An 18,912-nucleotide genomic window follows, 5' to 3' on the forward strand; every position below is an offset into this window, starting at 1 on the left:
GATGAACAAGCGCACTCTCCACGCCGTCGCCACCGCCCTGGCGGCGACCGTCACACTCGGCATGGCCGGCTGCACCAGCGGCAGCCACTCCGGCGGCAGTCAGCAGAACAAGGACTCGAGGAACCCCGCACTCGCCAACGCTGGGGCCACGGTCGGCGGCACTCCGCAGAAGGGCGGCACGCTGACCGTCCTGTCCAACCAGGACTTCACCCACCTCGACCCGGCCCGCAACTGGGTGATCGGCGACATGGACTTCGGCACCCGGCTGCTCTACCGCACGCTGGTGACATACAAGGCGGAACCGGGTGCGAAGGGCGGAGAGCTGGTCCCCGACCTCGCCGAGGACCTCGGTGTCTCCTCCAACGGCGCCAAGACCTGGACCTTCAAGCTCAAGAGGGGCCTCACGTACGAGGACGGCACCCCGATCACCGCCCAGGACGTCAAGTACAACGTCGAGCGGTCCTTCTCCCCCGATCTGCCCGGCGGCCCGGACTACGCCGCCCGCTACCTGGCCGGCGCCGAGGGCTATCGGGGCCCCGCCCAGGGACAGCACCTCGACTCCGTCAAGACCCCCGACGATCACACGATCATCTTCGAACTCCGCAAGCCCTTCGCGGAATTCCCCAACGCCACCGTCCTGCCCACCTTCGCCCCGGTGCCCAGGGCCCAGGACAAGGGCCCCCAATACGACAACCGCCCGTTCTCCTCGGGCCCCTACAAGATCGAGACTTACGACCGGGACAAGCGGCTGGTGCTGGTCCGCAACCCCCACTGGAACCCCGCGACGGACACCGTGCGCAAGGCGTACCCGGACAAGCTGGTCGTGGTGATGGGGCTGAGGGCCAACCAGATCGACGACCGGCTCATCGCCTCGGAGGGCTTGGACGCCTCTGCGGTCTCCTGGGGCAAGCTGCGCCCCGAGAGCACCCCCAAGGTGCTCACCAAGGCCGACGTCAAGGCGCGGCTGCTGGCCGAGTCCACCAACTGCACCGAGATGGTGCAGATGCACACGGGCCGCGCCCCCTTCGACAACGTCAAGGTCCGGCAGGCCGTGCTGTACGCCCTGGACCGCGAAGCGGTGCTGACCGCCTCGGGCGGCCCGGCCCTCAACGACCCCGCCACCGCGCTCATGCCCGGCTCGCTCTTCGGCGGCACACAGCCCGACACGATGGGGATCCCGGCCTCGGGTGACGTGGAGAAGGCGAAACAGCTCCTGAAGGAGGCGGGCAAGCCGGACGGGTTCACGACCGTCATCACCGTCTCCAACGGGGACAAGGGGGTTGGCGAGGCGATCCAGCAGTCCCTGGGCCGGGCGGGGATCAAGGTCACGATCGACGCCGTCGACCCGTCGGCCTTCTACGACACCATCGGTGACACCAAGAACCGCACCGACCTCGTCTACACCGGCTGGTGCCCCGACTACCCCTCCGGCTCCACCTTCCTGCCCTTCCTCTTCGACGGGCGCTACATCAAGGAGAAGGGGAACTCCGGCAATCACTCGCTCTTCCGCGACGAGGCGACGATGAAGCGGATGGACGAGATCGCCGACATGACCGACGCCGCGCAGGCCAACACGGCGTGGCGGCAGTTGGACGGGGAGATCCTCGCCAAGGCCCCGACGGCGCCCGCCGTCATCGAGCGCATGCCGCTGCTGCTCGGCACCAACATCGCCGGCGCCTTCGGCCACACGTCCTTCGGCGGCCAGCTCGACTACGCCGAGATCGGGCTCAAGGACCCGGCGAAGAGCAGCGACTGACCCAACCCGCGCGGTGCCCCCCGGCTCCTTGGTGTGGAGCCGGGGGCGCTGCCGCCTCCACGCCGCGGCAGCCGGCGGCGGGGGCGGCGGCCGGCTTGGCCACGTACGGATCGGCAGCCGCAACCTCCCGTGAGTCACGTGTGACATTTCACATAAGACTGCCGAGTCCGGCTCCTGTCCGAAAGCTGTCGCCGCTCAATAACATGCGCGGCATGGAACTGGAGGTACGGCACCTGCGGGTGGTGTGCGCGATCGCCGAGGCCGGCAGCCTGACCCGGGCCGCCGCCGCGCTGTCGATGACCCAGCCGGGCCTCAGCACGCAGTTGCGCCGCATCGAGTCGATGCTCGGCGGTGTCCTCTTCGACCGGCGGCGGGTCGGAGCCACGCCGACGGCCTTCGGCGAGCTGGTGCTGGCCCGGGCCCGCGCCGTCCTGCCGGGCATCGACGCGCTCCTCGCCGACACCGCCCGCGCGGCCCGCCACCTGGCGTCCCCGGACCGGGTCCGCGTCGGATCGGTCGGCGCCCCCCTCATCGGCCATCTCGTCCTGGCCATAGGGACGTTGTTGCCCGAGGCCGAGGTGACGTCCCGGTGCCACTACTCCCCCGTCACGCTCCTGGACGACCTCGCCGCCGGCCGCCTGGAGGCGGCGGTCCTCGGCGACCACCCGGAGCAGGTCCTGCCGCCGCGCGACGGGGTGGTCCTCACCCCCCTGGTCACCGAACCCGTCTTCGCCCTGCTGCCCGCGACCCACCCGCTGGCCGGCCAGGAGGCCGTGTCCCTGACCGAACTCGCCGATCACGACTGGGCGATGCCCCGGCCCGACGGCGACCGCACCCGCGAGTACTGGTCCTCAGTATGCGCACTGACCGGCCGCCGTCCCTCCGCTCCGCACGAGGCCGAGGGGCGCCAGCTGATCGAACTGGTCCGCGCGGGCCTGGCCGTCAGCCTCTGCCAAGCCACCTTCTCGCAAACCCACGGCGTCGCCGTCCGCCCTCTCGCGGGCAACCCGCTCTGGTACCGCCACGTCCTGGCCTGGCACCGTGACGGCCCTCTGGCCTCCCACGGCGACGACATCCTGCGCACGGTGGCGGCCGGATACCTGGACACGTGTGCCGCCAGCCCGGTCTACGCGGACTGGCGCCGTCGGCACGCGGATGTGGCCCAGGTCAGAGGCCCTTTGTAACCGGTTCAAGGATCGCGACGCACTCGACATGATGGGTCACAAGAAACAGGTCTACAGAAACCGAGTTAAGAAAAAGCGCAGGTCAGCGGCACCAGCGACGCAAATGGGACTCAAGATCAATGTGCATTACGGGCGCCATGGGCACTACGCGCGAGCTCTTCGCGCACTCACCGGCGGCGCCCGTCCAGATCCGGGGCGGTCGGGCGAACGGCGCGCTCGTCCTTGGCAGCGGCGGTCTGGCCAAGGTCGTACACCGCGACCACGAGGTCCTCAGGTGGTTACCTCTGCGGCGGTACTCACTGCGGGGCGAGCCCATCTCACAGGCTCTCGCATCATCGTCGGCGCCTCGGCCGAGGTGTCCGTGCTTGAGGCGCGTTGCGAGACCTCGCGCCCCGGCTGATGTTCAGTCGGACCGGGCGGGGGCTCGTAGTTCGATCTTGTATCCGCCTCCCGGGGTGGGTTCGGCGGTGAGGGTGCCGTCGAGGAGTTCGGCGCGTTCTTTCAGGCCGATGAGACCGTGGCGGGCGCTGGGGAGGGCGACGGTCGGGCGGGTGGGGGCGGTGTTGGTGACGGTGACGCCGCGCACGGAGGACCGAACCGCCTGGTGATGCGGCGCCGACCTCAGCCTCACGCTGCGTACAGTCCGCCGGTATCCGACGGCTGTCCGGTGCCACTCCGCCACCCGGCAGAGCTGCCCCCGCCATGCGGCGGGGGCAGCTCTCGGGCCGCTCCCCGCTACGACAAGACCGCCCAGTCCTACGAAGCGGCCGTCACCCTGGCATCACTCCTGATGTGGACGTGACAATTGACGACAGAACCCGGGCCGGGGCCGATGCGGCGCCTGCGTTACACGCACGGGGACGCCGACGAGGACCCCGAGGACATGCACGCGAGCTCGTCCGCATCGTCGGGCGCCTGGACAGCGGAATTCTCGATGATCCTGCCCTGAGACACACCGTGTTCACCGCGCGGCGATGGTGGCGCTTGGGCCTGTGGCCGTGGGAGGTCCCGCCGCCCGGTGCTCGGCGTGCCGGCTCAGCCCAGCCTTCAACCGCTCCCGCGAGTCGAACAGCCTGACCCCGTGCTCGGCCAGGAACTCGATCACTCCTTGGGGGGCTCGCGTCCTCCCGGCACGCCGGGACCTCGCCGACCGCGACGAGGTACCCCACGCCGCTCCACGACTCTCACGCGGTCATCGCACACGACCCCGTGGTTTCAGGTGAGTCGGCGGAATCTCCGGGGCCGGGATCGGGGCACCCTCGTAGCCTTTGACCTCGCCGAATCGGGTTCCGTTCATCCAGTCCTCACGGGCCTGAACGACCTCTTCATGGCTCCTGGAGACCCAGTTCCAGAACATCACGATCTCCTCCTCGAACGGCTCACCGCCCAGCAGCATCAGGCCCGCGTCCGAGGCCGCGCGCAGCGGGAGGTCCGTGCGCCCGCAGCCCAGGTAGAGCATCGAGCCCGGCAGGACCGGGACGCCGTCGACGTGGGCCTCGCCGGACATGGAGAGGACCGCGTACTCGAAGTCCGGGTTCAGGGGAAGGCGGGTTTCGGCGCCGGCCGTCAGGGCGAGGTCCGCGCCGACGATGGGGGTGTACGCGGTGCCCGGGGAGGCCGCCGTGTCCAGGGTGCCCAGGATGACCGTCGCGTCCAGGCCGGGGGCCGTGACCCGCGGGAGTTCCGCGTGGTGCTCGAAGCGCGGGGCGACGTCGCGGTGGGCGTCGGGCAGGGCGACCCAGAGCTGGGCGCCGTGCAGGAAGCGGGCGTGGGGGCGCGGGCTCTCCTCGGAGTGGCTGATGCCGCGGCCGGAGGTCATCAGGCCCAGCTCGCGCGGGCGGATCGTGGCGAGGCTGCCCGTGCTGTCGCGGTGCAGCACCTCGCCCTCGTGCAGCCAGCTCACGGTCTGCAGCCCGCTGTGGGGGTGGGGCGGGACCTGCATGCCGGGTTCGTCGGCGATGTCGTCCGGGCCGTAGTGGTCGACGAAGCACCAGGCGCCCACCATGCGGCGGCCCAGGTTCGGCAGGAGTCTGCGGACCTCGGAGGATTCCCCGAGCCTGACCGTGCGCGGGCTGAGGAGCTCGCGCACCGGCTCGGCCACGACGAAGCCGCGGCCGCCGCAGGCGGAGAGAGCGGGCTGGCGATCGAGATTGCTCATGCCGCACAACTTAGTCCTCGCGGGTGCGGTCCGGCGCCGCACCTTCGCGGGATATGTCAGGGCACGGGGTGCGGCCGGACGCGGGGCGGGGCCGTCTCGGCTAGCCTGGGTGCCATATGAACCGCCTGACCACGCCTTTCGGCTCCTACGAACTCACCCGCTTCCCCGCCGACCCCCGCGACCGGCTCCGCGCCTGGGACGCCGCGGACGAGTACCTGCTCCAGCATCTCGACGCCGGTACCGGCGAGCGCGGACCGGTGGACCTGGCCGGCGCCGGGCAGATCACGGTCGTCGGCGACCGCTGGGGGGCGCTGACGACGGCCCTGGCCGCGTACCGCCCCGCGCAGATCACCGACTCCGCGCTGGCCCGCGCCGCGACCGAGGCGAACCTGGACCGGGCCGGGATCGGCACCTCCAAGTCCACAGTGACCCTGCTGACCACGCAGGACGCGCCGCCCGCGCGGATCGACGTGCTCCTCGTACGGGTCCCCAAGAGCCTGGCGCTGCTGGAGGACCAGCTGCACCGGCTGGCCCCGCACGTGCACGAGGGCACGGTGGTCGTGGGCACCGGCATGGTCAAGGAGATCCACACCTCCACGCTGAACCTCTTCGAGAAGATCCTGGGGCCGACGCGGACCTCGCTCGCGGAGAAGAAGGCCCGGCTGATCTTCTGCACCCCCGACCCGGCGCTGCTGGCCGCCGCCGGCGCCTCGCCGTGGCCGGTGACGTACGAGGTCGACAAGGACGGGGGCTCCGGGGCCGGGCTGACGGTGGTCAACCACGCCGGGATCTTCTGCGCGGACCGCCTGGACGTCGGCACCCGCTTCTTCCTCCAGAACATCCCGACCAACACCGACGGGGCCCGGGTCGTGGACCTGGGCTGCGGCAACGGTGTGGTCGGCACGGCCGTGCAGGTCGCCGACCCGGACGCGGAGGTGGTCTTCACCGACGAGTCGTACCAGGCGCTCGCCTCGGCCCGCGCCACGTACGAGGCCAACGTGCGCCCGGGCCGGCGGACGGCGGAGTTCCTCGTCGGTGACGGGGTGGCCATGCTGGCCCCCTCCTCGGTGGACCTGATCCTGAGCAATCCGCCCTTCCACTCCCACCAGGCGACGACGGACGCCACGGCGCTGCGCATGTTCGCGCAGTCGCGCAAGGCGCTGCGCCCGGGCGGGGAGCTGTGGGTGGTCGCCAACCGGCACATGGGCTACCACACGCACCTGCGCCGCCTCTTCGGCAACAGTGAAGTCGTGGCGAGCGAGCCGAAGTTCGTGGTGCTGCGGGCGGTCAAGCGCGAGGCGCGGCCCCGCCCCATGTGACCTGCCGGTACACCCGTCGGTAGGTCCTACACTCGGCCGCGTGAGCACCGAGGCGCAGACGGACGGCAGGGCGGACGGCAGGGCGGAGGGCGCCGGCGGGCAGCGGCGCTACCGCCGGGAGGACGTGGCCCGCGCGGCCGGGGTCAAGGTGCGCAATCTGCGCTACTACCAGGAGCGCGGGCTGCTCCCGCCGCCGCGCCGCGAGGGGCGGATCGCCTGGTACTCCGACGACCACCTGACCCGGCTGCGGCTGATCAGCGACCTGCTGGGGCGCGGGTACACGGTCAACGGCATCGGTGAGCTGCTGGCCGCCTGGGAGCAGGGCGGCGGGCTCTCCCAACTCCTCGGGCTGGAGCGGGAGATGACCCGGGGCTGGGTGCAGGAGGAGCCGGTGACCATGACCCGGGCCGAGCTGCGCGAGCTGTTCGGCCCGGGGGCGACGGCCGAGCACACCCGGCGGGCGGCCGAGCTGGGCTACGTACGCCTGGAGGGCGAGCGGGTCACGTACCCGAACCGGCACCTGCTGGAGGCGACGGTGGCGCTGGTGCGCCAGGGGGTGCCGCTCGGGGAGATCCTGGACGCGGGGGATTTCGTACAGGTCCAGGCGGCGGCGCTGGCGGACCGGTTCGTGGCGCTGTTCCGGCGGCATGTGATCGGCGCGGAGGGCCTGGGGCCACTTTCGGCCAGCCAGCTGGATCATGTCCGGGAGGCGGTGGCGGCACTGCGGCCGGTGGCCGGTGAGGTGGTGGCCACGGAGTTCGCCCGGGCGATGGGGCGCCGGGTGGAGGCTGAGGTCACCGAACTCCTGCGTACGGAGCAGTAGGAGTCGGCCTAAAGGGTGCGCTCGCACAACCTTGCCAACCACCATTGGCACTCTTACATTCAACTCGTCGGTAACAAAGGTGCACAGCCGAGATAAGGACCATCTCATGGCAGACTCACCGAACTTATCCGAGGCCGGATCAGGCTCCCCCTCCCAGGCGGGACCGCCCGGCGACGAGCTCGTCAGAGACGGCGGCCGGGTGCGCTGGCGTCGGTTCGTGCTCCTGACCGCACCCGCCGTCGCGGTCACCGCCGGCCTCGGCATCGCCCTCGCCGAGGGCGCCCTCGCCGCCTCCTTCGCGGTGTCGGGCCAGCAGTTCAAGGTGTCGGCGAGGAGCCTGGAGGGCGAGGGCTTCGCCCAGTACGGCAGCGTCGACGTCAACGCCCGCCAGGAGCTGATCCCGGTGGCGGTCACCGCCATCAGGGAGGCCAAGCTGCACCACCTCTGCCAGTCGGTGGTCACCACCCTCCCGGTCGTCGGGGACATCTCGCTGAATCTGACCGCCGGTCAGAAGTCCCCCGTCGAAGCCTCCAACCTGTTCGTGGACGCCACCCAGCTCGCCGGCGACGCGGAGTTCACGAACATCGAGATCGGGCGCGACGCCTCCACCCTCGACAAGGGCCCGGCCGAGGCGCAGGGCATGCAGGACCTGTTCGCCCAGCAGGCCGACAAGGTCAGCATCAGCAATCTCCAGCAGACGGCGTGGGCGACCAACGCCGGCACCTTCAAGCTCTCCGGGCTGAGCATGAACATCAGCAAGGGCAAGAAGGAATGCTTCTGAGCCGCTGGCGGCGGTGGCGGCGCGGCAGGCCCTTCTGGGGCGGCCTCTTCGCCGTGCTGGCCGGGGTGTGGATCAGCGTGCTGCCGCTGGCCCCACTGAAGATCATGCTCCAGCAGGGGGTGGCGGGCATCCCGTCCGTCCTGATGGGTCTCGTCATGATCGTCCTCGGTCTCACCGCCTGGTTCTCCCCCGCACAGCGCACCCTCGCCGGGATCCTCACCACGCTCGTCGCCACCGCCGCGCTGGTCATGTCGAACCTCGGCGGGTTCCTGATCGGCACCCTGCTCGGCATCCTCGGCGGCGGGCTGATGTTCGCCTGGCAGCCGTACGCCGCCCCGCGCGCCAGGGGCTCCGCCACCCCCGCCCGGCCCTCCCCCGCCGGGAAGTCCCCCACTCCGCACCCCGATCCCCAAGGAGCACAGCCATGAGCCGAACGCGCACCGCGCTCGCCCTCGGAATGGCCGCCGCCGCCGCACTGACGGCGGCCTCCGCCACCGCCACCGCCACCGCCGCGCCGTTACCGGTGGCCGGGTCGACGACCGTCACCCCGGCCGGGCACGCCTTCAAGGCGACCCTCAGCGGGAAGGCCACCCTCAAGGCCGGTTCGGTCACGGTGACCTGCACGGTCTCCGTCGCCGCCGGTTCGGTGCCGGCCGCCCCCGGCAACCAGAACCCGGCCGGTCCGGTCTCCTCGCCCATCTCGCCGCCGACCTACAGCTCCTGTACGTCCAGCATGCCGGGCGTGACCCCGACCGTGACGACCAGCGGGTCCTGGTCGGTGTCCATGCAGAACGGCTCCCCGATCACCGCGACCATGACGGTCCCGGCCGGCGGGCTCGTCGTGCAGACCACCGGCCTGGCCAACTGCACCGTCACCACCGCGCCGGGCGGCCCGGCGAACGTCCCCGGCAGCTGGGCGAACGGAGCCCCGTCGAGCCTGACGTTCACCAACGCGGTGGTACCCGTCACCGTCACCGGCGGCTTCGGCTGCCCGACCAGCGCGACCACGTCCACCTTCAACGCGGTCTACAAGGTCACCGACACCACCGACCCGGCCCAGCAGATCACCGTCACCCCCTGAGGCCCGGCACCTCCGGCTCCGCGTCCCCGTTCCCCGGGTCGGTCGTCCCGGGGAGCGGGGAAAACGCGTTGCGCGTCCCGGCAGTGGCGGGCAAAGCTCGGGGCATGTCACAGAACACCGCTCAGCACAGCACTCAACACAGCCCCGGCCAAAGGGAATCCGCCGGCCACCAGAGCCGGCGAGGGGTCGCCGACCTCTTCTCCGGCGGGCGGCTCATCGCCATCCCGCGCAAGGCGGCCCGGCGCGAACAACTGCTGGAGCACCTGACCGAGACCCTCTTCGCGGCCGGCCGGGACTACTCGGAGCCCGAGGTCAACGACGCCCTGCGGACCGTGCACGAGGACTGCTCCGCCCTGCGCCGCTACCTGATCACCTCGGGCCGGCTCACCCGGACCCGGGACGGCAGCAGCTACCGCCGGGCGACGACCACCCGGTAGTGGGTCGTCAGCCGCCCGTCGCCGTTCAGCACGTGGAAGGCGACGGCCGGCGGCTCGTCCAGGTGCACGTGGTGGTCGGGGGCCGTCCGCGTCTCCCACGGGAGCCGCAGGGTGGACACCACCCCGGGCGCCACGAGCAGCGGCCGGCCCGCGAAGGTGGTCGCCGCCGCCGTGTGCGCGTGCCCGCACAGGAAGGCGCGCAGGTGGGGGTGGCGTACGGCCAGCGCCTCCAGGCGCTCCTCGCCGAACTGCCGGATCTCGTCCACGTACGGGGTGTGCAGCGGGACCGGCGGGTGGTGGAAGGCGACGAGGACGGGCACCTCGTGCGGGGTCCGCGTCAGGATGCCGTCGAGCCAGTCGAGGGTGGAGTCCTCCAGCCGGCCGTGGTCCTCCCCCGGGACCGAGGAGTCGCACACCGCCAGGACGAATCCCTCCCCGCGCAGCACCTGGTCGACCGGGGCCGCGGAGGGCTCCTCCTCGTCCAGCAGCACCCGCCGGAAGGCGAGCCGCTCGTCGTGGTTGCCGGGGCAGATGACCAGCGGGTGCCGCGAAGTGAGCAGCTTGCGGGCCTCCTCGTACTCGGCCGGGCTCCCGTGATCGGTGATGTCCCCGCTGACCAGCACCGCCGCCAGGTCGTACGGGAGGCCGTCCAGGTACTCCATCACGGCGCGGGTGCGCGCGGCGGCCCGGGGACCGCCGTCGAGGTGGACATCACTGAGCTGCGCTATCACGATCACGGGCGGTGGCTCCTTCGTCGCTGGTGCGGTCCGGCGGCAGCCGGTGACGGCCGGTCACCGTGGCACCGTCCGGGGTGTGTTCAACCTATCCGACGCGATCTTCGGCGGCGGCGGGTCCCGTGGCCGGGGAGTACCCGTGCCGCCCCCGGTTGCGGGAGACCGGGGGATGGGGTTCGTTCGAAGGGAGGCCCGGAACGGACGGGGTGAGCACTGTGATCTTCACCGACCGTACGGACGCGGGACGGCGTCTCGCGGACGCACTGCGTCACCTGCGGGGCGAGGATCCCGTCGTACTCGGCCTGCCGCGCGGCGGGGTGCCCGTGGCCTTCGAGGTGGCGCGGGCCCTGGACGCCGCCCTCGACGTGATCGTGGTCCGCAAACTCGGCGTCCCCCACCACCCGGAGCTGGGCTTCGGCGCCATCGGCGAGGGCGGGGTACGGATCATCAACGAGGACATCGCCGGCCGCAGCCGTGCTTCGGAACGGGAACTGGCCGAGGTCGAGCGTGCCGAGGAGGCCGAGCTGGAGCGGCGGGCCCACCGGTTCCGCGAGGGCCGGGAGCGCGTGCCGCTCGGCGGCCGGACGGTGATCGTGGTCGACGACGGGATCGCGACGGGCGCCACGGCCGCGGCCGCCTGCGAGATCGCCCGCGCGTCGGGGGCGGCGCGGGTCGTGCTGGCCGTCCCGGTGGCCCCTCCGGACGCGGTCGCCCGGCTGCGCGGGGCGGCGGACGAGGTGGTGTGCCTGTCGTCGCCGCCCGCGTTCCGCGCGGTCGGCGAGTGGTACCGGGACTTCTCGCAGACCCCGGACGAGGAAGTGGTCGCCGTGCTCGCCGAGGCGGCGGCCCGGCACGGATCCGTCCCGGGAGTCGCGGAGGGGCCCGCGGCGCCGCCGGAATCCGGATGATCGCGGCGCGCTGCCGTGATGGGATGGCGGGGTCGAGACCAGCCGCTCCGGAGGGCGTCCGCGAAGGAGTCCCCGTACCTCTGTCCCCGTCCCCCCCCCTGATCCTCACCTCCGGGGGGTGGCCGCATGAGCCGGGGCGTACTGGTCACCGGCGCGTCGCGGGGCATCGGGCGGGCCGTCGCCGCGGCCTTCGCCCGGCAGGGGGACCGGGTCGCCGTGCACTGCTCCGCCCGGCACTCCGACGCCGAGGAGACCCTGGCCCTGCTCGACGGGACGGGCCACGCCCTCGTCAGCGGGGACCTCGCCGACCCGGCCCGCGTGGAGGCCCTGGCCGCCGAGGCCGCGGAGGCGCTCGGCGGGGTGGACGTCCTGGTCAACAACGCCGCCCCGATGTTCCGGCACCCGCTGCCCTCCACCTCGTACGCGGACTGGCAGGAGGCCTGGCAGCGCACGGCCGGGGTGAACCTGTTCGGCGCCGCCAACCTCAGCTACTGCGTGGCCCGCCGGATGATCGACGACGGCCGGACCGGGCACATCGTGAACGTCGGCTCGCGCGGCGCGTTCCGCGGTGAACCCGACCACCCCGCGTACGGGGCCACCAAGGCCGCCCTGCACGCCTTCGGCCAGTCCCTGGCCGTCTCCCTCGCCCCGCACGGCATCGCGGTCGCCTCCGTGGCACCGGGATTCGTCGCCACCGAGCGGGTCTCCGGCCGGCTGGGCGGCGCGGAGGGGCGAGCGGATCCGCGCCCAGAGCCCCTTCGGCCGGGTGGCGGAATCGGAGGAGGTCGCGGCCGCCGTGCTGTACCTGGCCTCGCCGGCGGCGGTGTGGAGCTCGGGCGCGGTGCTCGACGTCAACGGGGCCTCGTACCTGCGCTGAGCGCGGCCCAGGGGGCTCCGTACGCGCGCCGGGTGCGCGGGGGTCACCCCCGGTAGGCCTCCAGGAGTCGGAGCCACACCTCGCTGATGGTGGGGAAGGCGGGGACCGCGTGCCACAGCCGGTCGAGCGGGACCTCCCCCGCGACGGCGATCGTCGCCGCGTGCAGCAGCTCGGCGGCGCCGGGGCCGACGAAGGTGGCGCCCAGCAGCACCTGCCGGTCGAGGTCGACGACGATCCGGGCCCGGCCCCGGTAGCCGTCGGCGTACAGCCCGGCGCCGGAGACCTTCCCCAGGTCGTGGTCCACGGCGCGGACCCGGTGGCCGGCCCGTTCCGCCTCGGCGAGGGTGAGGCCGACCGCCGCCGCCTCCGGGTCGGTGAAGACGGCCTGCGGCAGGGCCGCCGTGTCGGCGGTGGCCGCGTGCGCGCCCCAGCGGCCGGTGTCGGGGGCGGGGGCGCCCGGCCCGGCCGCCCGGGCGGCGATGGCGGCGCCCGCGATGCGGGCCTGGTACTTGCCCTGGTGGGTGAGGAGCGCGCGGTGGTTCACGTCGCCGACGGCGTACAGCCAGTCGTGGCCGGTGACCCGGCAGCTCTCGTCGACCCCGATCCAGTCGCCGGGCGTCAGCCCGACGGTGTCCAGCCCGATGTCCTCGGTCCGGGGCGCGCGGCCCGTCGCCATCAGCAGTTCGTCGCCCTCCAGCAGCTCGCCGCCCTCCAGGACGACCGTGACCGGGCCGGTCGGACCGTCCCGTACGACCGCTTCCACCGACACCCCGGTACGGACCACCGCGCCGGCCTCGGCCAGCGCCCCGGCGACCAGCTCGCCCGCGAAGGGCTCCATCCGGGGCAGCAACCCGGAGCCCCGTACGAGGACGGTGACCCGGGAGCCGAGGGCCTGCCAGGCCGTGGCCATCTCGGCGGCCACGACGGAGCCGCCGACGATCAGCAGCCGGCCGGGCACCTCCCGGGCGGAGGTCGCCTCGCGGCTGGTCCACGCCCCGGCTCCGGCGAGGCCGGGCACGTCCGGGAGCACGGCCCGGCTGCCGGTCGCGACGACCACGGCGTGCCGGGCCGCGAGCACGTGGTGCACGCCCTCGGGGCTGGTGACGGCGACCTTGCGGATGCCGTAGAGGCGGCCGTGGCCCCGGTAGAGGTGGGCTCCGATGGAGTCGAGCCAGTCGAGCTGGCCCTCGTCGTTCCAGTGGCCCGTCCAGTAGTCGCGGTGCGCGAAGACCGCTTCGGCGTCGAGCGGCCCCCGGACGGAGCCGGCGAGCCCCGGCACCCGGCGGGCGTCGGCGCGGGCGAGCGCGGGGCGCAGGAGGGCCTTGCTGGGGATGCAGGCCCAGTACGAGCACTCGCCGCCGACGAGCTCGCTCTCCACCAGGGCCGTGCTCAGCCCGGCGGCGCGGGTCCGGTCGACGATGTTCTCGCCGGCCGGTCCCCCGCCGAGCACCACGACGTCGTACTCCACGGCTTCGGTCATGCGGTCCAGTGTCACCGCACTCCAGGGGCGGCGTGCGGCAATCCCGGGCCTGCGGCGTGCCGGGGGCTGCGGGCTACGCCGCGGGCCCGTCCTTCGGCTGGGAGGCGGCGATCTGCGCCCGGACCTCGTCCATGTCGAGGGCGCGGGCCTGGCCGATGAGATCGCTGAGGGCGGCCTCCGGCAGGGCTCCGGGCTGCGCGAAGACCGCCACCTGGTCCCGGACGATCATCAACGTCGGGATCGAGGTGATCTGGAAGGCGGCGGCCAGCTCCTGCTGGGCCTCGGTGTCCACCTTGGCGAAGAGGAGGTCCGGGTTGGCCTCCGCGGCCTTCTCGTAGACCGGGGCGAACTGGAGGCAGGGGCGGCACCAGCCCGCCCAGAAGTCGATCAGCACGAACGGGTTCTCGCTGACCGTCTCGTCGAAGTTCTCCTTGGTGAGCTCGACAGTAGCCACGGTGTCCAGACCTCCTGTTTGCGGGATGTCCTGAAGGAACGAACGGCCGCCCTTCCGCATTCCTGACGGGCGGGACGGGCAGGGCCGGGGCCGGGGAACCTCCTGGATCCCCCTGGCGGATTCCGTCAGAAGGGGTGACCGGGCGGGGTGGGGCGGGCCGTGGTCCAGCGCAGTTCGGTGAAGGCGTCCAGGTTGGCCTCCCCGCCGAACCGGGCCCCCGTACCCGAGGCGCCGACCCCGCCGAAGGGGGCCACCGCCTCGTCGTTCACGGTCTGGTCGTTGACGTGCACGATCCCGGTCGGTATGCGCCGCGCCAGTTCCAGGCCGTGCGCCGCGTCGGCCGTGACGATGCCCAGGGAGAGCCCGTACGGGCCCGCCGAGGCCAGCTCCACGGCCTCCTCCTCCGTCGAGAAGGAGCGTACGGGCGCCACGGGGCCGAAGACCTCCTCCGCGTAGGCGGGGGTGTCGTCGGCCACGCCCGCCAGCACGGTCGGCCGGTAGAAGAGGTCCCGGTGCGTGCCGCCCGCGAGCAGCTTGGCGCCCTGCTGGACGCTGGCCTCGACCAGGCCGTGGACCCGCTCCAGCTGGCTCCGGTCGATCAGCGGGCCCAGGTGGACGGGCTCGCGGAAGGGGTCGCCGACGGCGAGGGCCTCGGCTCGGGCCGCGAGCCGCTCCGCGTACTCGTCGTACAGCGAGGTGTGGACGAGGTGGCGGCCCGCGGTCATGCAGATCTGGCCCTGGTGGAAGAAGGAACCCCAGGAGGCCTGTGCGACGGCGGCCCCGACGTCGGCGTCGGCCAGTACGACGAGGGCGGAGTTGCCGCCCAACTCCAGGTGGACGCGCTTGAGGTGGCGGCCCGCCAGTTCGCCGACGGCTCGGCCGGCGGCGGTGGACCCGGTGAAGGAGATCACGCGCACGAGCGGGTCGGCGACCACCGCGGCGCCCGTATCGGCCCCGCCGGGCAGTACGTGGAGCAGCCCGGCCGGCAGTCCGGCCTCCGCGAAGACGGCGGCCAGGGCGAGGCCGCCGCTGACGGCGGTGCGGCGGTCCGGCTTGAGGAGGACCGCGTTGCCGAGCGCGAGGGCGGGTGCGACGGAGCGGATGGAGAGGATCAGCGGGGCGTTGAACGGGGCGATGACGCCGACCACCCCGGCGGGAACGCGGCGGGTGAAGGAGAGGCGCGGCGCCTCGCTCTGCAGCACCTGCCCGGCCGGGCGTGAGGCCAGCGCGGCGGCCTCGTAGCACTCCTGGGCGGCGACGTGCAGTTCGAAGTCGGCCTTGCCCGGTATGGATCCCGACTCCCGGACCAGCCACTCGCGCAGCTCGTCCGTGTGGGCCGCGAACAGGTCCCCGGCACGGCGCAGTACGGCCGCCCGCTCCAGGTGGGTCGCCCGCTCCCAGTCCCGCTGCGCGGCCCGGGCCCGCAGGGCCGCCTCGGCGACGTCGGCGGGGGCGGCGAGGTCGACGGTGGCGAGGGTACGGCCGGTCGCCGGTTCGACGACCGGGCCGGTACCGCCGGTGAGTGTGGGTCCGTCCTGCCAGAGGGTCGGGTCGAGCAGCGGCATGGCGCGGGGCCTCCGGGTGGGGATGGGCGGGCGGGGCGGTGGGACGGCGGCAGGCGCCATCGTGCCAGACCGGAGGCATCATCTCTGTTCAGTTATTGGGCAGTTGAGGGCATGACGTGACCGGAAATGATCGACGCGGTCCCCCGGCCCGGGGGCTCAGCGTTCCAGGACGAGGGCGATGCCCTGACCCACGCCGATGCACAGCGCCGCCATCCCGGTACCCGAACCGGCCGCCGCCAGCTGATGCGCCACCGAACCCGCCAGCCGGGCGCCCGAGGCGCCGAGGGGGTGGCCGATGGCGATGGCGCCGCCGCGCGGGTTGACCACCGCCGGGTCCAGCTCCGGCCAGGCGGCGAGACAGCCCAGCGCCTGGGCGGCGAACGCCTCGTTGAGCTCGAACGCGGTCAGGTCCGGGAGGGAACGGCCCGCCTTGGCGAGGGCCCGCTCCACGGCGTCGACCGGGCCGAGGCCGAAGAGCTGCGGCTCGATGCCGGTGACGGCGGAGGCGCTGATCCGGGCGAGCGGCTCGCGGCCCGTGGCCGCAAGGCCCTCCTCGTCGGTGAGCAGCAGGGCCGCGGCGCCGTCGTTCAGGGGGGAGGCGTTGGCCGCGGTGACGGTGCCCGAACCGTCCGTCCGGAAGGCCGGCTTGAGGCGGGCGAGGGCCTCGGGGGTGGAGCCCTCGCGGATGCACTCGTCGCGCGGGAGGTCCGCGCCGGGGTAGGGGACGACCTCGTCGCCGTACAGCCCGCCGGCCCAGGCGGCCGCGGCCTTGCGGTGGCTCTCCAGCGCGAAGGCGTCCTGGGCCTCGCGGGTGATGCCGTGCTTCTCGGCGACGAGCTCGGCGCCCTCACCGAGGGAGGCGGTCCATTCGGCGGGCATCCGGGGATTGGTCATCCGCCAGCCGAGGGTGGTGGACCACATCTGCTGGTGTCCGGCGGGGAACGTGCGCTCGGGCTTCTCCACCACCCAGGGGGCGCGGGACATCGACTCGACCCCGCCGGCGATGGCGATGGAGGCGTCGCCGAGCGCGATGGCGCGGGCCGCCTGGATCACGGCTTCGAGGCCGGACCCGCAGAGGCGGTTGACGGTCACGCCGGGGACCGTCACCGGCAGGTCGGCCAGCAGCACCGCCATGCGGGCGACGTCACGGTTGTCCTCGCCGGCGCCGTTGGCGTCACCGAAGACGACGTCGTCGATGCGGGCGGGGTCGAGGTCGGGCGTACGGTCCACCAGCGCGCGCACGACGTGCGCCGCGAGGTCGTCCGGGCGGACCCCGGCCAGGGCTCCGCCGAACTTGCCGATCGGGGTGCGGACGGCGTCGACGACGTAGACGTCGCGGACGGTGCGGATGCTCATGGCGGCTCTCCTGGGCGGCTCCGTACGGCCGGCGGCGGGCCGGTGCCGGAGTGGGGCACCGGGACAGGCCCCCGGGCACGCCCGGTGGGGCGCGCCCGCAGTCTCCGCCGCGGCGTCGGTGCGTGTCAACGGTGGACGGGGTGGCCCTTGCCCCGGCCGGGCGGGGTGCGGGTGCCCCGTGGGGCGGGGCCGGGTCAGGTGTGCCGACGCCGACGTCCGGCCCGGCCGCGGGTGGCCTCGCTGGCGCCGGGGGCGGGGCCTGCGTCCTGGGCACGGCCGAGGCGTCCGCGGCACGGGCCGGCGACGAGGGGCGGGAACTGCCGGCTCCCGCGTTCGGGGCGACGGTGGAGCCCCCGGCCGGGGGGCTCACGATCGCCCGGCGCCCGCCCGGCGTCGGCATCGCCCGACCGGATGCCGCGTCGCGGTCGGGTGGCCGGGCGCGGCGGGCTCAGAGGAGGATCGTGGTCGCCGTCACCAGCGTGATCGCGACCATGGCCGCCTGGGTGTCGCGGATGGCGGCGCGAACGCTCTCGGCCGCCCACTGGCCCTCGGCTATCTCCGCCATCCGCGCGGCCACCGGCTTGCGCGGGCCGTCGGGGAAGGCCAGGCCGTGCAGCTTCGTGGAGTGGATCAGGGCGATGAGGCCGGCCGTGCGGGTGTCCGGATCGGCACCGTCCAGCACGACGGCGCGGAGCCGGTCGCGTAGCTCGCGCTCGACCGTGCCGTCGGCCTCCGGGTAGCGGCGTACCGGAAACACGCCGAGCACCTTGCGCTTCTCCTCGGCGACCACCCCGCGCTCGCAGAGGCGCGCCACGGCCGCCGCGACGGCCTTGGGCTGGTCCTTCGTCAGCCACTCCGACACACCGTGCTTGGCGCGCTGCCGCAGCCAGGTCCCGATCAGTTCCGTACGGCTGTCCAGCAGCGGCTCCCCGGTCGGGGTGTCGTCCGTCAGCTCGAGACGCTTGCCGGTGACCGAGACCTTTCCCTCCAGGACCAGTTCGAGCAGCAGACCGCCCGCCACGGCCCAGCCGGCCGACTGCCGCTGCTGCGCTGAGCCGGACTCGTCGTCCAGGGACAGCAGAACGACCTCTTCCGCCAGTGTGATCGCCATTCCGCTACTCCCGCACGCTCAGTGATCTTCTTCTCATGGGGTGAGACGCCCCGGGGACGGGAGAAGTTCCCCGGGCGCTCCCGACGTCTTTGGGGGAGTTGACGACAGCTTGCCCCCGCCCACGGATACCGCCCCAAGCTCGCTGCGAGTTGACCCCTCTCAGGGGGTGGGCGGCTTCCCCGCCCCCGGGTGCGGTGATGTCCGCGTCGGCGGGGAGGGCGGCCGGGAGGAGGAGGACGGCGCGCGCCGCGCGGGGCCCGTGGTGTGCGGGAGCCACTAACCTCGCCCGCATGACGGCACCTTCGCAGCACGGCAGCAGCCACGTCGAGCAGCCCGGCCGGAACGGCCTCACCGCCACCGCCGAGGCCGATCCGCGCGCCATCGGCCCGGTCCGGACGGAGTACGCCCCCGATCCGGACGGGGACCCCGATCCGGGCGAGATCGTGTGGACCTGGGTGCCCTTCGAGGAGAACGACGGGCGGGGCAAGGACCGTCCCGTGCTCGTGGTCGCGCGGGAGGCGGGCGGGGCGACGCTGCTCGCGGTCCAGCTCTCCAGCAAGCGGCACGACTTCGACCGGGAGTGGGTGCCGATCGGATCCGGACCCTGGGACGGCACGGGCCGGGAGTCCTGGGTGAACCTGGACCGGGTGCTGCGGGTGCACGAGTCGGGGATGCGGCGCGAGGCCTGCGCGCTGGACCTGCCACGTTTCCGCCTGGTGGTGGACCGCCTGCGCGACCGGTACGGCTGGCAGTAGCGCGCGTCCGGGGGCCGGACGCGCGTGCCCCGGTGCCGGGCCCGGGGCTCCACGGTTGCGGGGCCCGGGCCTGGTCGGGCCCGTACGGTGGGTGTGCGCCGTGGTGGGCCGGGGATCCGGTCCGGGGCGGGAG

At 73.4% G+C, this 18,912-nt stretch carries 16 protein-coding genes and 3 pseudogenes; 11 read left to right on the forward strand and 8 right to left on the reverse strand.

Features of this window, described 5'->3' with window-relative positions; all coding sequences use genetic code 11:
* Position 1 precedes the first annotated feature (1 nt).
* Entirely contained in the window at positions 2–1,756 is a 1,755-nt protein-coding gene (locus tag ACZ51S_RS05725) for an ABC transporter substrate-binding protein (protein ID WP_468959848.1), read from the forward strand.
* A 212-nt stretch (positions 1,757–1,968) separates the two neighbouring features.
* Positions 1,969–2,940, forward strand: coding sequence for a LysR family transcriptional regulator (locus ACZ51S_RS05730; protein WP_468474721.1), 972 nt, complete (start codon positions 1,969–1,971; stop codon positions 2,938–2,940).
* 403 nt (positions 2,941–3,343) lie between these two features.
* On the opposite strand, the pseudogene ACZ51S_RS05735 reads toward ACZ51S_RS05730, so the two are convergent.
* Positions 3,344–3,520, reverse strand: a pseudogene (locus ACZ51S_RS05735) (two-component sensor histidine kinase); the annotation flags it as partial.
* Positions 3,521–4,132: 612 nt separating this feature from the next.
* The gene (locus ACZ51S_RS05740) at positions 4,133–5,098 is read right to left on the reverse strand and encodes a pirin family protein (protein ID WP_468474720.1); all 966 of its coding nucleotides are present in this window, start codon (positions 5,096–5,098) and stop codon (positions 4,133–4,135) included.
* A gap of 125 nt (positions 5,099–5,223) precedes the next feature.
* Between ACZ51S_RS05740 and ACZ51S_RS05745 the strand changes: the two genes are divergently transcribed.
* The 6 genes from ACZ51S_RS05745 (at position 5,224) to ACZ51S_RS05770 (ending at position 9,539) form a co-directional block, all read left to right on the forward strand.
* Positions 5,224–6,417 carry a methyltransferase gene (locus ACZ51S_RS05745; RefSeq protein ID WP_388932262.1) on the forward strand — a complete coding sequence of 398 codons (1,194 nt, stop codon included), beginning with the start codon at positions 5,224–5,226 and terminating at the stop codon, positions 6,415–6,417.
* A 40-nt stretch (positions 6,418–6,457) separates the two neighbouring features.
* Complete coding sequence (locus ACZ51S_RS05750; RefSeq protein WP_468959851.1) at positions 6,458–7,240, forward strand: MerR family transcriptional regulator; 783 nt, start codon at positions 6,458–6,460, stop codon at positions 7,238–7,240.
* A 223-nt stretch (positions 7,241–7,463) separates the two neighbouring features.
* Positions 7,464–8,021: a DUF6230 family protein gene (locus tag ACZ51S_RS05755; protein ID WP_468474889.1), complete on the forward strand. Its 558-nt coding sequence runs from the start codon at positions 7,464–7,466 to the stop codon at positions 8,019–8,021.
* A complete protein-coding gene (locus tag ACZ51S_RS05760; RefSeq protein WP_468474718.1) occupies positions 8,012–8,449 on the forward strand; it encodes a DUF6114 domain-containing protein in 438 nt (145 codons plus the stop codon). Before ACZ51S_RS05755 ends, ACZ51S_RS05760 begins: the two co-directional genes overlap by 10 nt.
* Positions 8,446–9,102 carry a hypothetical protein gene (locus ACZ51S_RS05765; RefSeq protein WP_467884567.1) on the forward strand — a complete coding sequence of 219 codons (657 nt, stop codon included), beginning with the start codon at positions 8,446–8,448 and terminating at the stop codon, positions 9,100–9,102. The genes ACZ51S_RS05760 and ACZ51S_RS05765 overlap by 4 nt, the downstream gene beginning before the upstream one ends.
* Positions 9,103–9,206: 104 nt before the next feature.
* A complete protein-coding gene (locus ACZ51S_RS05770; protein ID WP_468802631.1) occupies positions 9,207–9,539 on the forward strand; it encodes a DUF2087 domain-containing protein in 333 nt (110 codons plus the stop codon).
* Here ACZ51S_RS05770 and ACZ51S_RS05775 read toward each other — a convergent pair.
* Positions 9,512–10,276 carry a metallophosphoesterase gene (locus tag ACZ51S_RS05775; RefSeq protein ID WP_468474715.1) on the reverse strand — a complete coding sequence of 255 codons (765 nt, stop codon included), beginning with the start codon at positions 10,274–10,276 and terminating at the stop codon, positions 9,512–9,514. The genes ACZ51S_RS05770 and ACZ51S_RS05775 overlap by 28 nt on opposite strands.
* Positions 10,277–10,488: 212 nt before the next feature.
* Between ACZ51S_RS05775 and ACZ51S_RS05780 the strand changes: the two are divergent.
* A pseudogene (locus ACZ51S_RS05780) lies at positions 10,489–11,130 on the forward strand (phosphoribosyltransferase); the annotation flags it as partial.
* A gap of 177 nt (positions 11,131–11,307) precedes the next feature.
* Positions 11,308–12,058, forward strand: a pseudogene (locus ACZ51S_RS05785) (SDR family NAD(P)-dependent oxidoreductase).
* Between the two features lie 43 nt (positions 12,059–12,101).
* Here the strand turns inward: ACZ51S_RS05785 and ACZ51S_RS05790 are convergent.
* The 5 genes from ACZ51S_RS05790 to ACZ51S_RS05810 form a co-directional block, all read right to left on the reverse strand.
* The gene (locus tag ACZ51S_RS05790; RefSeq protein WP_468474714.1) at positions 12,102–13,538 is read right to left on the reverse strand and encodes a dihydrolipoyl dehydrogenase family protein; all 1,437 of its coding nucleotides are present in this window, start codon (positions 13,536–13,538) and stop codon (positions 12,102–12,104) included.
* 73 nt (positions 13,539–13,611) lie between these two features.
* Entirely contained in the window at positions 13,612–13,992 is a 381-nt protein-coding gene (locus ACZ51S_RS05795; RefSeq protein ID WP_468474713.1) for a thioredoxin family protein, read from the reverse strand.
* Between the two features lie 125 nt (positions 13,993–14,117).
* Positions 14,118–15,557 carry an aldehyde dehydrogenase family protein gene (locus ACZ51S_RS05800; protein ID WP_468474712.1) on the reverse strand — a complete coding sequence of 480 codons (1,440 nt, stop codon included), beginning with the start codon at positions 15,555–15,557 and terminating at the stop codon, positions 14,118–14,120.
* Positions 15,558–15,713: 156 nt separating this feature from the next.
* Positions 15,714–16,913 carry a thiolase family protein gene (locus ACZ51S_RS05805; RefSeq protein WP_468802634.1) on the reverse strand — a complete coding sequence of 400 codons (1,200 nt, stop codon included), beginning with the start codon at positions 16,911–16,913 and terminating at the stop codon, positions 15,714–15,716.
* Positions 16,914–17,361: 448 nt separating this feature from the next.
* The gene (locus ACZ51S_RS05810; protein WP_468802635.1) at positions 17,362–18,024 is read right to left on the reverse strand and encodes a GOLPH3/VPS74 family protein; all 663 of its coding nucleotides are present in this window, start codon (positions 18,022–18,024) and stop codon (positions 17,362–17,364) included.
* A gap of 290 nt (positions 18,025–18,314) precedes the next feature.
* Here ACZ51S_RS05810 and ACZ51S_RS05815 point away from each other — a divergent pair, with 290 nt between their 5' ends.
* Positions 18,315–18,779 carry a type II toxin-antitoxin system PemK/MazF family toxin gene (locus ACZ51S_RS05815; protein WP_468474709.1) on the forward strand — a complete coding sequence of 155 codons (465 nt, stop codon included), beginning with the start codon at positions 18,315–18,317 and terminating at the stop codon, positions 18,777–18,779.
* The last annotated feature ends 133 nt before the right edge of the window (positions 18,780–18,912 follow it).

The sequence above is a fragment of the Streptomyces sp. NPDC034043 genome, from assembly GCF_055575675.1.

What these genes read in the sequence shown, in the direction of transcription:
- ACZ51S_RS05725 (WP_468959848.1), top strand. Translation starts at nt 2, where the DNA reads ATGAACAAGCGCACTCTCCACGCCGTCGCCACCGCCCTGGCGGCGACC.
- ACZ51S_RS05730 (WP_468474721.1), top strand. Translation starts at nt 1,969, where the DNA reads ATGGAACTGGAGGTACGGCACCTGCGGGTGGTGTGCGCGATCGCCGAG.
- ACZ51S_RS05740 (WP_468474720.1), bottom strand. Translation starts at nt 5,098, where the DNA reads ATGAGCAATCTCGATCGCCAGCCCGCTCTCTCCGCCTGCGGCGGCCGC.
- ACZ51S_RS05760 (WP_468474718.1), top strand. Translation starts at nt 8,012, where the DNA reads ATGCTTCTGAGCCGCTGGCGGCGGTGGCGGCGCGGCAGGCCCTTCTGG.
- ACZ51S_RS05765 (WP_467884567.1), top strand. Translation starts at nt 8,446, where the DNA reads ATGAGCCGAACGCGCACCGCGCTCGCCCTCGGAATGGCCGCCGCCGCC.
- ACZ51S_RS05770 (WP_468802631.1), top strand. Translation starts at nt 9,207, where the DNA reads ATGTCACAGAACACCGCTCAGCACAGCACTCAACACAGCCCCGGCCAA.
- ACZ51S_RS05790 (WP_468474714.1), bottom strand. Translation starts at nt 13,538, where the DNA reads ATGACCGAAGCCGTGGAGTACGACGTCGTGGTGCTCGGCGGGGGACCG.
- ACZ51S_RS05800 (WP_468474712.1), bottom strand. Translation starts at nt 15,557, where the DNA reads ATGCCGCTGCTCGACCCGACCCTCTGGCAGGACGGACCCACACTCACC.
- ACZ51S_RS05805 (WP_468802634.1), bottom strand. Translation starts at nt 16,913, where the DNA reads ATGAGCATCCGCACCGTCCGCGACGTCTACGTCGTCGACGCCGTCCGC.
- ACZ51S_RS05810 (WP_468802635.1), bottom strand. Translation starts at nt 18,024, where the DNA reads ATGGCGATCACACTGGCGGAAGAGGTCGTTCTGCTGTCCCTGGACGAC.
- ACZ51S_RS05815 (WP_468474709.1), top strand. Translation starts at nt 18,315, where the DNA reads ATGACGGCACCTTCGCAGCACGGCAGCAGCCACGTCGAGCAGCCCGGC.